The organism is Geminicoccus sp. (assembly GCF_035556675.1).
Lineage (GTDB): Bacteria > Pseudomonadota > Alphaproteobacteria > Geminicoccales > Geminicoccaceae > Geminicoccus.
In genome coordinates this window covers 60,166-73,236 of sequence record NZ_DATMFZ010000076.1, presented here as the reverse complement: position 1 = coordinate 73,236, position 13,071 = coordinate 60,166, and the positions used below count along the sequence as shown (strand labels likewise).

The window sequence follows — 13,071 nt, the reverse complement described above, 5'->3', positions numbered from 1 at the left end:
GACCGGGGCTGGCAGGCGGCGCTGGCCGAGGATCCCGGCCTGGCCGCCGGGCTGAACGTCCATTCCGGCAAGCTGACCCATGCGGCGGTGGCCTCGTCGCTCGGGCTGCCGTTCACGCCATGGCCCGGGCGGGCATGAGTGCCGGCACCGGGGCCGCCACGAGACTCCCCTTACTCCAGCGTCGATTCGATCGTCCAAGTGGATCCAGCCGGAGATCCAGCTGTTAAGGAGGCGGTTGCTCTATCGGTCCCATGAGGACGAACCACATGCCTGCAGAAGAACAATCGAACCTGCGGGATTTTCTCGTCCGTCGCCTGGCAGATCATGCCCGCCTTCCGAACGGCGCCATCTATCATTACACTAACGGCCATGGGCTTATTAAGATCATCAGCAGCGGCACGTTGCTGGCCAGCCAGATCGGCTGCCTGAACGACAGCATGGAGATGACCTACGCCTTCGGCCTGCTGCGGGAGCGGCTGGGGGAGGCGATGCGGCGCGGCCGGCATGCGCCCGCGCAGGCCGGCTTCGAGCGGATCATCCAGCGGCTGGAAAGCTTCCGGCCCGAAGCCATGTCCGTCTACGTCACCTCGTTCACCGAGGATGACGATTCGCTCAGCCAGTGGCGCGGCTATGCCGAGGGCGAGGCCGGGTTCGCGCTCGGGTTCGATCCCGGATGCCTGGCCGGGGCCAGCCGGCACCAGTCCAGCTACCTGCTCAAGGTGGAATACGACCCTGAGCGGCAACGAGCCCTGCTGGACGATGTCATCCACTGGACCGGCGAGCATTTCGCCCCGGACCCGGAAGGTACCGATGACGATTCAGGCGAGCCCTGGGCCGAGCGCTTCGCCACCGGCTGGCTGGGCACGCTGACCTCGGTCGCCGCCTGCCTGAAGCACCCGAAGTTCGACGACGAGCGCGAGTGGCGGATCGTCTACTATGCGCGCGACGACGACTTGGCCCGGATGCAGTTCATCCAGCGGCGCGCCACCATCTCCCGGCACATCCCCCTGGCCTACCCGTCCGATGGCGACGGGGATGCGCCGTCCGGTCCAAGGCTTCCGCTCACCGACGTCGTCATCGGCCCCTGCCGCTACCTCGACTCCACCCGCTACGCAGTGGCCGACCTGCTGAAGGCACGCGGCTACCGGCTGGATGCCGATGCCGCTATCAAGACGTCCAGGATCCCCTACCGGCTGATCTAGCCGGGCATGGGTCCGGGCGCTGCCTCACGCTGCGCCGCGATGCTCGCGCAGCCACTCGCGCAGCGCGTCGTTCATCCGGGTCTGCCAGCCGCTCCCCTCCGCCCGGAACGCCGCCACCACATCGGCATCCAGCCGCATGGTCACCGGGACCTTGCGGCCGCTGCCGGCAGGGCGGCCGGGCCCGCGGCTGAACGGCCTGAGACGCGCGAACTCCTCGTCCGACAACTCAAAGGTGTCAGGATCCGTCGCGATCGCGGCATTGATGGCGGCGTCTTCGGCCTCACTCGGTGGCAGCAGCTTGCGCTTCATAGCGCCTGAACTCCCTCAGATTGGCCTTGCGCAGGCTGATGACGTGCAGGACGTCGCCGCGGCGGGTGAACACGACGCAGTAGAGCCTGCCGTCCATGGGTGCGTAGCCGATCTCCCGCAGTTCGCCATAGTCGCGCCGCTCGTCCGGCATCACCAGCATCACGTCCCAGTCCAGCTGCGCCGCCGCCAGCAGGCCGATGCCGTGCTTGACGAGGTTCGACGCGTCCTTCGCCGGATCGCAGCTGAACCGCATCAAATAAATGTACGTACAAAAACCGATGGGTCAAGCGGCATTCCCGGCGCCACCACCCTTTGCCTAGCCCTGCGCCGGCAGGGCCGGGACCGGCTCGGCCTGGGCCGCCGCTGCCTGCCGGTTCATCTCAGTGCGCTGGCGGACCAGCTCCAGCAGCTTCTGGCGCAGTTCGGGATGGTGGCTGACGAACTGCCGGAAGTCGCGCTGCTCCAGGGTCTGGAACTGGCAGTAGTCCAGTGCAGTCACGTCGGCCGTACGGCGCCGGCCGCTCAAGAGCGCCATCTCGCCGAAGAACTCGCCCGGGCCCAGCCGGATGTCCTGGCCGCTCACCCGCACCAGCACGGTGCCCGAGGTGATGAAGTAAGCGGCATCCGGCCGGTCGCCCACCCGGATGATCCGCTCGCCCGGCTGGGCGGTGCGCGGCCGGAACAGCATGAGCAGGTCCTCCCGGCCCGCCTGGTCGAGGTCGGCGAAGATCGGGAAGCGCTCGATCAGGCTGGTGATCTGCAGGGAGCGCGCTTCCTCCCGAGCCTGGCTCTTGCGGCGCAGCTCATCGAGCTGGCCCTGCAGGCCGAGCTGGCGGTCCTTGCCGAACTCGTCGAACCAGGCGGGAAAGCGCGCCCGCCCCCGTTCCCGCAGCCAGTCGGCGCCCATGAAGCAGACCGAGTTGAGGGTGATGGAGAGCAGGGCGCCGGCCAGGATCAGGTCCTGCCCCTCCTCCGGGAGCAGCCCCATGCTGAGGCCGAGCCCGGCCAGGATGAAGGAGAACTCGCCGATCTGCGCCAGGCTGGCCGAGACGGTGAGAGCGGTGCCGACGGGATAGCCCAGCAGCTGGACGATGGCGAACGCCGCCAGCGACTTGCCGAGCGTGATCACCAGGAGGACCGCCAGCACCTTGAGTGGCTGCTCCACCAGCACGAAGGGGTCGAACAGCATCCCCACCGACACGAAGAACAGGATCGCGAACGCATCCTGCAAGGGCAGCGAGTCCGCGGCCGCGCGGTGGCTGAAGTCGGACTCGCTCAGGACCACGCCCGCGAAGAAGGCGCCGAGCGCGAACGACACGCCGAAAATGGTGGCCGAGCCGTAGGCGATACCCAGGGCCACGGCCAGCACCGAAAGGGTGAACAGCTCGCGCGAGCCGGTCCGGGCGACCTGGCGCAGCAGCCAGGGCACCAGCTTCGGCCCCAGCATCACCGCCAGCGCCACGAAGGCCGCGACCTTGCCGAGCGTGAGGAGGATCGACCAGAGCAGGCCGCCGCCGGTCGCCGTGCCGTGTCCGTCGGCATGGCCGCCCAGCAGCTCGGCGAACGCCGGCAGCAGCACCAGGGTGAGGACCATGGCCAGATCCTCGACGATCAGCCAGCCGACCGCGATCCGGCCGTTCGGGGTCGCCAGCGCGTTGCGTTCCTCCAGGGCACGCAGCAGCACGACCGTGCTGGCGACCGACAGGCTGAGCCCGAACACCACCCCGGCACCCAGGCTCCAGCCCCAGGCCATCGCCAAGCCCACGCCCATGAGCGTCGCGACCAGGATCTGGCCGACCGCACCCGGTATCGCGACCCAGCGCACCGCCATCAGGTCGCCTGCGGAGAAATGCAGCCCCACCCCGAACATCAGCAGGATCACGCCCATTTCGGCCAGCTGCGCCGAAAGCGCCGCGTCGGCGACGAAGCCCGGCGAGAACGGCCCGGCCATGACGCCCGCCACCAGATAGCCGACCAGCGGCGGCAGGCGCAGCCGGTTGGCCAGAAAGCCGAAGGCGAACGCCAGCACGAAGGCCATCGCGACGGTGGCGATCAAGGGAACGTCATGATGCACGGTGGCTGAGTCCAGGCTGCGCTTTAGTGGCGGCCTCCACTTGTGGCCGCAGCACGCGACCGGGCGCAACCCATCCTGCGGCCAAGCCCGGTCGGCTTGCGCCAGGCGCAAAACCGCCGCGTGCTTCCAAGTGCCCACACTCTCCTGGTGCGGGAAGATCGCCACAGGCGGGCACCCCGGCGGCAGCGCGTTTTCCTGCGGCGTTGCGGCGGCTTGGCCCTGGATGTTAACTCTCTCTTCCAGGCCTGAACACCATGTAGGAATTGTTCATCAAGATGCACGGGTCCCGTCTCGACCGCCTCGGCGAATTTCCGTTCCGACGCCTCGCCGGGCTGCTCGCCGACCGGGCCCCGCTGGCTGGCCGGCCGGTCCTGGACCTTGGCATCGGCGAGCCGCAGCACCCCGTGCCGCCGATCCTGGCCGAGACCGTGGCCCGCCACGCCGCCAGCTGGAACCGCTACCCGCCCCCCACCGGCACCCCGTCCTTCCGCCAGGCCGTGGCGGGCTGGGCCTCCCGGCGCGGCGGCCTGCCCGAGGCGGCCCTCGATCCCGACCGCCATGTCCTGCCGGTGGCCGGCACCAAGGAGGCGCTCTATCTGGCGGCCCAGCTCGCGGTGGACCGGGCCGGGCGCAGCCGGCCGGCCGTGCTGATGCCGACCCCGTTCTACGCGGTCTATTATGGTGCCGCTGCCATGGCCGGCGCCGAGCCGGTGCTGCTGCCGGCCACCGCTGCGACCGGCTTTTTGCCGGACCTGGACGCCATTCCGGCCGAGACGCTGGCGCGGACAGTCGCCTTCTACCTGTGCACGCCGGCCAACCCGCAGGGTGCGGTGGCCGACCGGGCCTATCTGGCCCGCGCCCTGACGCTGGCCCGCCAGCACGGCTTCGTCCTGTTCCTGGACGAGTGCTATTCGGAGCTGTGGGACCAGGTACCGCCACCATCCGGGCTGGACGTGGCGCTGAACGACACCGGCAGCCTCGAGCGGCTGCTCGTGTTCCAGTCGCTCAGCAAGCGCTCGAATGCCGCCGGCCTGCGCTCGGGCTTCGTCGCGGGCGACCCGGCCCTGATCCGTGCATTCACCAAGCTGCGTGCCTATGCGGCACCGGTCCAGCCCCTGCCGCTGATGGCAGCGGCCGAGGCCTTGTGGAACGACGAGGCCCATGTCGAGGCCAACCGCGCGCTCTACCGGCAGAAATTCGACCTGGCCGAGCAGCGCCTGACCGGCCGGTTCGGCTTCTTCCGCCCACCTGCCGGCTTCTTTCTCTGGCTGGACGTAGGTGATGGCGTGGCGGCAGCCAGCCGGCTGTGGACGGAGGCCGGGCTGAAGGTGCTGCCCGGCGCCTATCTGGACGGCCCGGAACCGATCTCCAGCGCCTATGTGCGCCTGGCCCTGGTCCATGGGCTCGACACGACCGCCGAAGCGCTCGACCGGTTCGTCGCCACCCTCGCCCCGCCGGCCGAAACCGCACGGCCGGACAGTGCCGCACTTGCCAAGGGACGCTGACATGGCCGCGATGCTGGGACGGCTGGACCAGGAACGCCCGTTCGCCAGCCTGTTCGCCACCGCGCGACGCCTGGTGCTGGGCATTGTCTGGCTGGGCGTGGCGGCACTGCTCGCCATCGCGGTCTGGGGCTTCGATCCGGCCGATCCCTCGTTCAACACCGCGACCACGGCCGCCCCGGTCAACCCGCTCGACCTGTTCGGCGCCTATACCGCCGACCTGATGCTCCAGCTGTTCGGCGTGGCGGTCTGGCTGCCGATCCTGGTGTTCGCCGCCTGGGGCATCCGGCTGATCGCGGACAAGCCGTTCCGGGGTGCCTGGCTGGCTGCCACCGCCCTGCCGCTGGCGCTCCTGGGCTTCTGCGCCTTTCTCGCCACCCAGCCCCAGCCCGACGCTGCGAGCTGGCCGCTGCGGGTGGGGCTCGGCGGCTTTGTCGGCCGGTTCCTGTACGAGAACCTGCAGCCCAACCTGGGCGGCGCCCTTTATGGCTGGATCGCAGTGATCGTGACGCTCGTCGCGGGCCTGCTCGCCTTCGGCGTGCAGATCGTCGAGGGCGGCTGGACGCTGCTCGGGCTGGCGAGCGGCGGGCGGGCCGGCCGTGGCACTGGCGCCACCGGTTTGCGAAACGAACCCGAGCGGCCGCGGCGCCGGGTCGCCCTGGCCGATGACGACGAGCCGGAAGGTCCTGGCATGCTGACCCGGCTGGCGGCACCGCTGCGCCAGCAGGCTGCCGCCCTGGCCGGCCGTGCCATGCAGCTGTTCCAGCGAAACGAACCCGAGACCGTCGCCCGCCCGCGCCGCCCGGTCGCACGGCGGGCAGCACCGTTGCCCGACGAGCCGGAGGAGCTGGAACAGCAGCCGCCCCGGGAGCGGCGCCCCCGCCCCAACCCGGCGCCGGTGCGTGAGGAGCGGCAGCGACCGGCCGTGGCCGCCTTGCCCGACGAGGAGGAATTCGACGAATCCGAGGACGACGGGTTCGAGCCGGAGCCGGCGCCACCGGTCCGCGCGTTGCGGCCCGAGCCGGAACGGCCGGCCGCTCCCCCTTCGCCACCACGTAGCGCGCCGCCCGCACCGCCACGCCCTTCCCAGCCGCGCCTGCAGGCACCAGTCGGCGAGGATTTCGAGCTGCCGGACCTGGAGTACCTGACCCCGCCCAGGCAGAAGCCCGGGGCCGGGATCACCCGGGAAAAGCTGCACGAGACCAGCCGCCAGCTCGAGACCGTGCTCGACGATTTCGGCGTGCGCGGCGAGATCACCGATGCCAAGCCCGGCCCGGTGGTGACGCTCTACGAGCTGGAGCCCGCCCCCGGCACCCGTGCTGCCCGGGTCATCAGCCTCGCCGACGACATCGCCCGCTCCCTCTGTGCGCTGTCCGTCCGCGTCGCTACCGTGCCGGGGCGCAACGTGATCGGCGTCGAGCTGCCCAACGACGTGCGCGAGACCGTCTACCTGAAGGAGCTGCTGGACAGCCCGCAGTTCACCGAGACCTCGGCCCGCCTGGCCCTGGCGCTGGGCAAGGACATCTCGGGCAAGCCGATCATGGTCGACCTCGCCCGGATGCCGCATCTCCTGATCGCGGGCACCACCGGGGCCGGCAAGTCGGTCGCGATCAACGGCATGATCCTGTCGCTGCTCTACCGGCTGACGCCCACGCAGTGCCGGATCATCATGATCGACCCCAAGGTGATCGAGCTGTCGGTCTACGACCACATCCCGCATCTCCTGGCCCCGGTCGTCACCGAGCCCGGCAAGGCGGTGGTGGCGCTGAAATGGGTCGTCCGGCAGATGGACGAGCGCTACCGGCTGATGTCGCACCTGGGCGTGCGCGACATCTTCGCGTTCAACCGCCGGATCGAGGCGGCCAAGGCGCAGGGCGAGCAGCTCAGCCGCCGGGTGCGCACCGGCTTCGACCCGAACACCGGCTCGCCGGTGTTCGAAGACCAGCCGATCGAGATGAAGGCCCTGCCGCTGATCGTGGTGATCGTCGACGAGGTCGCCGATTTGATGCTCACCGCCGGCAAGGAGATCGAGAACGCGATCCAGCGCCTCTCGCAGAAGGCCCGTGCCGCCGGCATCCACCTGATCGTCGCCACCCAGCGCCCCTCGGTCGACGTGCTCACCGGCGTGATCAAGGCGAACCTGCCATCTAGGATCAGCTTCCGGGTCTCCTCCAAGATCGACAGCCGCACCATCCTGGGCGAACCGGGTGCGGAGCAGCTGCTGGGCCAGGGCGACATGCTGTTCATGATGCCGGGCGACCGGATCATGCGCATCCACGGCCCCCTGGTCACCGACGACGACGTGGCCCGGGTGGTGAAGCATCTGAAGACCCAGGGCGAGCCCGACTATGTCGATGCGGTGACCGACGAGGCCGGCGGCGACGAGAGCGGCGGCGCCGGCGGCGAGGGTGCTGCCCAGGGCGCCATGTTTGGGGGCGGCGACAGCGGCGATTCGATGTATCAGGAAGCGGTGAAGGTCGTTGCCCGAGACGGCAAGGCCTCCACATCTTACCTGCAGCGCAAGCTGAACATCGGCTACAACACGGCGGCCAAGCTGATCGAACGGATGGAGCAGGATCGCCTGATCAGTCCGGCCGACCATGTCGGGCGCCGCCAGGTCTTGATGGGGCGCGGCGGGGTGGACGGCGACGAGCCGACCGACTTCTGACCGCCCTCCGGGGAAGGACGAAACTTGACCTCACGCCGTCTGCTTCTTTCGACGCTGCTGGTGGGCGCCACCCTCCCCGGCCTGGCACGGGCTGCCCTGTCCAGCCAGCAGCAGGCCCTGGTCGATCGCGTCACCCAGTGGATGCGGGGCCTGGAGTCGCTCACCGCCACTTTCGTGCAGGTGGCACCCGACGGCACGCTCAGCACCGGCCGGCTCTGGATCAGGCGCCCGGGCCAGATGCGGATGCAGTACGATCCTCCGGCCCAGATCCTGCTGGTCACCTCCGACTGGCGGCTGGTGTTCTATGACGCCAAGACCAAGCAGGTGAACTACATCCCGGTGGCCCAGACCCCGATCGGCTTCCTCCTCTCGGAGGACCCGAACTTCGGCCAGGAAGTGCTGATCCGCGACGTGGCATCGGCCGGCGGCGAGATCGTGATCGAGGCGTTCCGCAAGGGGGCGGAGGACCAGGGCTCGGTGCAGCTCGTGTTCGCGGAGAAACCGGTCGAGCTGCGTCGCTGGACGGTCCTGGATCCGGGCGGCACGCGCACCGTGGTGACCCTGTCCGACGTCCAGATCAACCAGCGCATCGATCCGGACCGGTTCGTCTGGCGCGACCCGCAGATGTTCGGCTATCCCAAGCTCGACTGATCGGACCTGACCTGGCCGCCGCCGCTCATGGGCGGCCGCGGAGAATGACCTCGTGAGCGAACTGGTACTTCTGGCCGGCCTGTTTCTCAGCGCCTTCAGCTCGGCCACCATCCTGCCCGGCAGCTCCGAGGTGGTGATGCTGGGCCTGATGACCCAGGGCATCGGGCTTTGGGCGATCTGGACCGTGGCCACGATCGGCAACGTCGCGGGCTCCGTGGTCTCCTGGTGGATGGGCACCGCGATCCTGCGCTTCCAGGATCGCAAGTGGTTCCCGGTGGGCCCGGAGAAGCTGGCCAAGGCCCAGGGCTGGTTCAACAAATGGGGCAAGCCCGCTCTGCTCCTGACCTGGCTGCCGGGTGTCGGCGACGCGCTCTCGATCGCGGCCGGCACGCTGCGGGTCCATCTCGTCCCCTTCATCGTCCTGGTCGGCATCGCTAAGGGCCTGCGCTACGCCATGGTGCTGGGCGGCGGCGACTTTTTGGGCGTGGACGAGCTCTTCAACTGAGCCTTGCGGCATGGCATCCCTGCGGCGCATCCGCGGAGGCGCTTCATGCAGTTGATCACCCTGGCCCTGAGCCCGTTCGGCCGCAAGGCCCACATCGTCGCCCTGGAGAAGGGGCTGGACCTCACCATCACCGCACCTACCGTGCCCACGGCCCTGTTCCAGGACCCGCTGGTGGTGGCGAAGAACCCGCTGGCCAAGGTGCCGACGCTGCTGCTGGACGACGGCACCGCCATCTACGACAGCCCGGTGATCTGCGCCTATCTGGACAGCCTGGGCCAGGGCCCGAGCCTGGTCCCGGAGGGTGCCGAGCGCTTCGGCGTGCTCACCCGGGCGGCCCTTGCCGACGGCATGATGGATGCGGCGGTGGCGGCCCGACAGGAGAGCATCCGCCCGGATGGCGAGCGCTCCCAGGCCTTCATCGACAAGCAGCGCGACCTGAACCTGCGTGCCGTGGCCGCGGCCGAGGCGGACCTCGCTTCGTTCGGCAGCGGTGCTAGGCTGGATGCGATCGCGCTGGCCGTGGCGCTCACCTATCTGGACATCCGCCATCCCGGCATCGCCTGGCGCGACGGGGCGCCGAAGCTCGCTGCCTGGCACGCCGAGATGGAGCGGCGGCCGAGCTTCGTCGCGACCCGGCCCGCCGGCTGAGGCCTCAGGACCTGGACCGGCCCAGCAGGCGTCCCGAAGCCAGGAGCGAGCCGCCCACGATCAGCACGGCCGCGAGCAGCAACTGCCAGGTCGGCTCGGCCTGGCCCATGAGCAGCAGAAGCAGCGTACCGATCAGCGGCCCGGCATAGGCGGCTGCCCCCAGGAACCGGATGTCGCCGGTCTTGGTGCCGCGGTCCCAGAGCAGGAAGGCCAGGCCCACCGGCCCCAGGCCCAGCAGGAGCAGGGCCGGCCAGCCCCAGCCCTCCGGCAGGGCGGGCGACTCGATCAGCAGCCCGGTGAGCAGCGAGAGCAGCGCAGTGACGAGGCAGAAGCCCACCACCGCCTCGGACGGGGTGCCGGCGGCAAAGCGCCGGTTCAGGATCGAGTAGCCGGACCAGATCAGCGCTGCGGCCACGGCACAGGCCCAACCGCCCAGGCTGCCGCCTCCGCCGATCTCGCCGCGCCCCAGCACGATCAGGCTGGTGCCGGCCAGGCCCAGCAGCGCGCCCACCAGATGGCGCGGCAGGAGCCGCTCGCCCGGCAGGAGAGCCGAGAACAGCACGATCAGCAGCGGCCAGAGATTGATCACCAGCAGCGCGTCGACCGGCGGGAGCAGTTGCAGCGCGCTGAAATAGACCGCGTGGTAGCCGAAGAAGCCGCCTACCCCGATCGCCCAGGCGACCGGACTCGCGCGAAAGCCGGCAGACAGCGGCCGGCCGCGCAGCGGCAGGGCCAGGAGCAGGAACAGCCCGCCGATCAGGAAGGCGGCTCCCGTCAGGAGGAAGGGCGGCACCCCGCCCACCGCCACGCCCAAGGGCGCCAGCGTTGCCCAGAGCAGGATGGCGCCCAGGCCGACCAGCGTGCCAGCCCGGCGACTCGCCGCCCTGTCCGCCACGGTGTCGGGGTGACGGCCGGGCGCGACCGTGCCAATGGTCCGCACGGATGGACCCGTCTCGGAGATCGACATGCTCTTCATCATCCGCGCCGAAGACAAGCCCGGCGCCCTGTCCCGCCGGCTCGAGATCCGGCCGACCCATCTGGCCTATCTGCAGGGCAAGCAGGACATGATCAAGGTCGGCGGCGCGATCCTGGACGACAAGGGCGACCCGATCGGCAGCATGCTGGTGATCGAGGCACCCGACCGGGCGGCCGCCGAGGCCTTCGCCAAGGACGACCCGTTCACCAAGGAAGGCGTGTTCGCCTCGTTCACCGTGACACCCTACCGGCCGGCCCTGGGCAGCTGGATCGGCTGAGCCCGTCCATGGCGCACTGGCTGATGAAGACCGAGCCCGGGGACTATAGCTGGGACCGGCTGGTTGCGGATGGCGAGACCGAATGGGGCGGCGTGCGCAACCACCAGGCGGCCCGCAACATGCGCAGCATGGCCCTGGGCGAGGAGGTGTTCTTCTACCGCTCGGTGGTGCAGCCGGCCGTGCTCGGCATCATGACCGTGTCCCGCACCTGGTATGACGACCCGGACCACCCGCCCTGGTGCCTGGTCCGGGTCAAGCCCCTGCGCCCGCTGGCAAGGGAAGTGCCGCTGGCAAGGATCAAGGCGGAGCCGGCCCTGGCCGGCATCGCGCTCATCCGCCAGTCCCGGCTCTCGGTCATGCCGGTCGAGGACAGCCACTGGCAGAAGATCCTGGAGTTGGGCGACGGCTGACCGGATGGCCGCGGCGCCGGTACGGATTGATCCCGCCCCTGCCAGCGCCCACCATCTATCCGGATCATCCGGATCTCGCTTGGGGAGATCTCGCTGGCACCCTGGCGGCAATCCGGCCGATCCTCGCCCAAGGGACGAAGGAGCCGGTGATGAACGAGGATCTGCTGACCCTGATCGACCGTGCCCGCACCGCCGGGGGCTATCTGAGCGTGCGCGACACCGTCCGGCTGATCGAGGGCGGCAACATCGTCCCCGACCCATTCTCGGTGCTGATCTCCCGCTTCGTCACGATCGGCACCGGCAACCTGTTCCATCCCTCGGTCGTGCTGGAGGCAAGGGCCGGCGCGCCGCTTTCCATCGGCGACCGCAACCGGTTCTGCACGGGCACGGTGATCGTCGCCGCCACCGGCCCGATCCGGATCGGCCATGGCAACCAGTTTGGCGAGGGCGGCTTCGTGGCCCGTACCAACCGGCCGGACGCCGACATCCGGATCGGCGATGGCGGGCGCTATGTCGGCGGGGTCGCGGTGTTCGGCCTGAGCCGGCTGGGCTCCGGCAGCCAGGTGCTGGGTGGCATCACGGTCGACAGTTGCGAGCTGGGCGACGGCCGGTCCTTTGCCGAGCCCGACCCGGACCTGCGCGGCGGCGTGCTCAAGGGCCACGGCACGGCCCGCGGCCTGCGGGTCGCCGCCGGCGAGGTGCTCCTGGGTGAAGGCAGCTTCCTCCAGGAGAAGCTGCAGCGGCAGACCGACTTCCACCCCAAGCCCGACTAGTACCGCCCCCGACCTTTTCGATCAGGCTGCCGTGTCGACCGCCTCCGCCAGAGCCAGGGCCTGGCGGGTCTCGGCCACGTCATGCACCCGCACGATGCTGGCCCCGCGCGCCACACCGGCCTGCGCCAGGGCGAGCGAGCCCGGCAGGCGCTCGGCCGGTGGCAGGTCCTTCTCGCCGCTCACCTTGGCGATCATGCTCTTGCGCGAGGCACCCAGCAGGACCGGGCAGCCCAGCGTGCGCAGCAATGCCAGGTGCTGGAGCACGTCCAGGCTGTGGGTGGCGAGCTTGCCGAAGCCCAGGCCTGGATCGAGGATGATCCGCTCTCGGGCGATGCCCGCATCCAGGCAGGCCGCGACCCGATCGGCCAGATGGTCGAACACGTCCAGGCAGGCGCGTCGATAGCGCGGATCGACCTGCATCGTCTGGGGCTCACCCTGGCTGTGCATCAGCACGACCGGGCAGCCGGCATCGGCCACTACCCGCATCGCACCGGGATCGTGGCGCAGCGCGGTCACGTCGTTGACGATCGCAGCACCGGCGGCCAGTGCCGCCGCCATGGTCGCCGCATTGCGCGTGTCGATCGAGACGATCAGCCCTCGGCCAGCCAGGGCGCTTACTACGCCCACGACCCGCCGGATCTCCTCCTCGACCGGCACCGGCAGGGAGCCGGGCCTGGTGCTCTCGCCGCCCACGTCCAGGATATCCGCCCCGGCCTCGGCGAGGCTCAGCCCGTGGGTGATCGCCTGCTCCTCGTCGAGCCAGCGCCCGCCATCGGAGAAGCTGTCCGGCGTGACGTTCACGATCCCCATGATGCGCAGGGGCCCGACCGGTGCCGCCAAGCCCGCCAGCGCCGGGGCCAGCTCCGCGGAGCCATGCAGCGCCGGTGCCGCCACCAGCCGCTCCGTCACGTCGTCGCCGTCCCGCCGGAACAGGCGGGCGTGGAGGAAGGCCCGGTCGGCGCCGAACGGCAGCCCGCTGCCCGCGGCGATCGCTGCGGCGGCGGCCGGACCGGACAGGAAACAGAGCGGCTCCAGATAGGTTCGAGCAGTCATCCCATATGCAAAGGGAGCCGTCG

The 13,071-nt window shown here is 70.1% G+C and carries 14 protein-coding genes; 9 read left to right on the top strand and 5 right to left on the bottom strand.

The features are described 5' to 3' along the window. Positions 1 to 401: 401 nt before the first annotated feature. Positions 402 to 1,202: a DUF2971 domain-containing protein gene (locus VNS22_RS06240; protein WP_325730681.1), complete on the top strand. Its 801-nt coding sequence runs from the start codon at positions 402 to 404 to the stop codon at positions 1,200 to 1,202. A gap of 24 nt (positions 1,203 to 1,226) precedes the next feature. Here the strand turns inward: VNS22_RS06240 and VNS22_RS06235 are convergent, their stop codons facing one another. From VNS22_RS06235 to VNS22_RS06225, 3 genes are all read right to left on the bottom strand, one after another. Then, positions 1,227 to 1,511 (bottom strand): BrnA antitoxin family protein, encoded by a 285-nt coding sequence (locus VNS22_RS06235; protein WP_325730679.1) that lies wholly within the window; start codon positions 1,509 to 1,511, stop codon positions 1,227 to 1,229. Continuing rightward, the gene (locus VNS22_RS06230; protein WP_325730677.1) at positions 1,483 to 1,764 is read right to left on the bottom strand and encodes a BrnT family toxin; all 282 of its coding nucleotides are present in this window, start codon (positions 1,762 to 1,764) and stop codon (positions 1,483 to 1,485) included. The genes VNS22_RS06235 and VNS22_RS06230 overlap by 29 nt, the downstream gene beginning before the upstream one ends. Positions 1,765 to 1,827: 63 nt before the next feature. Beyond that, a complete protein-coding gene (locus VNS22_RS06225) occupies positions 1,828 to 3,585 on the bottom strand; it encodes a cation:proton antiporter (protein ID WP_349261716.1) in 1,758 nt (585 codons plus the stop codon). 275 nt (positions 3,586 to 3,860) lie between these two features. Between VNS22_RS06225 and VNS22_RS06220 the strand changes: the two genes are divergently transcribed. The 5 genes from VNS22_RS06220 to VNS22_RS06200 are packed head-to-tail and all read left to right on the top strand — an operon-like array spanning position 3,861 to position 9,559. Continuing rightward, entirely contained in the window at positions 3,861 to 5,090 is a 1,230-nt protein-coding gene (locus tag VNS22_RS06220) for an aminotransferase class I/II-fold pyridoxal phosphate-dependent enzyme (RefSeq protein ID WP_325730673.1), read from the top strand. Between the two features lies 1 nt (position 5,091). Then, positions 5,092 to 7,755, top strand: a complete 2,664-nt coding sequence (locus VNS22_RS06215) for a DNA translocase FtsK (protein WP_325730671.1) — start codon at positions 5,092 to 5,094, stop codon at positions 7,753 to 7,755. Between the two features lie 24 nt (positions 7,756 to 7,779). Next, positions 7,780 to 8,406, top strand: a complete 627-nt coding sequence (locus VNS22_RS06210; protein ID WP_325730669.1) for an outer membrane lipoprotein carrier protein LolA — start codon at positions 7,780 to 7,782, stop codon at positions 8,404 to 8,406. Positions 8,407 to 8,458: 52 nt separating this feature from the next. After that, a complete protein-coding gene (locus VNS22_RS06205; protein ID WP_325730667.1) occupies positions 8,459 to 8,911 on the top strand; it encodes a YqaA family protein in 453 nt (150 codons plus the stop codon). A 45-nt stretch (positions 8,912 to 8,956) separates the two neighbouring features. Next, positions 8,957 to 9,559 (top strand): glutathione S-transferase family protein, encoded by a 603-nt coding sequence (locus VNS22_RS06200; protein WP_325730665.1) that lies wholly within the window; start codon positions 8,957 to 8,959, stop codon positions 9,557 to 9,559. Between the two features lie 4 nt (positions 9,560 to 9,563). Here the strand turns inward: VNS22_RS06200 and VNS22_RS06195 are convergent, their stop codons facing one another. Beyond that, entirely contained in the window at positions 9,564 to 10,526 is a 963-nt protein-coding gene (locus tag VNS22_RS06195) for a DMT family transporter (RefSeq protein WP_325730663.1), read from the bottom strand. Here VNS22_RS06195 and VNS22_RS06190 point away from each other — a divergent pair. The 3 genes from VNS22_RS06190 to VNS22_RS06180 all read left to right on the top strand — a co-directional run bounded on the left by VNS22_RS06190 (position 10,525) and on the right by VNS22_RS06180 (position 11,995). Further along, positions 10,525 to 10,812, top strand: coding sequence for a YciI family protein (locus tag VNS22_RS06190; RefSeq protein ID WP_325730662.1), 288 nt, complete (start codon positions 10,525 to 10,527; stop codon positions 10,810 to 10,812). The genes VNS22_RS06195 and VNS22_RS06190 overlap by 2 nt on opposite strands. An 8-nt stretch (positions 10,813 to 10,820) precedes the next feature. Next, the gene (locus tag VNS22_RS06185) at positions 10,821 to 11,222 is read left to right on the top strand and encodes an EVE domain-containing protein (RefSeq protein ID WP_325730660.1); all 402 of its coding nucleotides are present in this window, start codon (positions 10,821 to 10,823) and stop codon (positions 11,220 to 11,222) included. Between the two features lie 149 nt (positions 11,223 to 11,371). After that, complete coding sequence (locus VNS22_RS06180; RefSeq protein ID WP_325730659.1) at positions 11,372 to 11,995, top strand: hypothetical protein; 624 nt, start codon at positions 11,372 to 11,374, stop codon at positions 11,993 to 11,995. 21 nt (positions 11,996 to 12,016) lie between these two features. Here VNS22_RS06180 and folP read toward each other — a convergent pair whose 3' ends face one another. After that, complete coding sequence (gene folP / locus VNS22_RS06175; protein ID WP_325730658.1) at positions 12,017 to 13,048, bottom strand: dihydropteroate synthase; 1,032 nt, start codon at positions 13,046 to 13,048, stop codon at positions 12,017 to 12,019. Positions 13,049 to 13,071 lie beyond the last annotated feature (23 nt).

Bases quoted from the DNA above. Each gene is read 5' to 3' on its own strand.
- VNS22_RS06235 (WP_325730679.1), bottom strand. From the start codon at position 1,511: ATGAAGCGCAAGCTGCTGCCACCGAGTGAGGCCGAAGACGCCGCCATC.
- VNS22_RS06230 (WP_325730677.1), bottom strand. From the start codon at position 1,764: ATGCGGTTCAGCTGCGATCCGGCGAAGGACGCGTCGAACCTCGTCAAG.
- VNS22_RS06220 (WP_325730673.1), top strand. From the start codon at position 3,861: ATGCACGGGTCCCGTCTCGACCGCCTCGGCGAATTTCCGTTCCGACGC.
- VNS22_RS06215 (WP_325730671.1), top strand. From the start codon at position 5,092: ATGGCCGCGATGCTGGGACGGCTGGACCAGGAACGCCCGTTCGCCAGC.
- VNS22_RS06200 (WP_325730665.1), top strand. From the start codon at position 8,957: ATGCAGTTGATCACCCTGGCCCTGAGCCCGTTCGGCCGCAAGGCCCAC.
- VNS22_RS06190 (WP_325730662.1), top strand. From the start codon at position 10,525: ATGCTCTTCATCATCCGCGCCGAAGACAAGCCCGGCGCCCTGTCCCGC.
- VNS22_RS06195 (WP_325730663.1), bottom strand. From the start codon at position 10,526: ATGTCGATCTCCGAGACGGGTCCATCCGTGCGGACCATTGGCACGGTC.
- VNS22_RS06185 (WP_325730660.1), top strand. From the start codon at position 10,821: ATGGCGCACTGGCTGATGAAGACCGAGCCCGGGGACTATAGCTGGGAC.
- VNS22_RS06180 (WP_325730659.1), top strand. From the start codon at position 11,372: ATGAACGAGGATCTGCTGACCCTGATCGACCGTGCCCGCACCGCCGGG.
- folP (WP_325730658.1), bottom strand. From the start codon at position 13,048: ATGACTGCTCGAACCTATCTGGAGCCGCTCTGTTTCCTGTCCGGTCCG.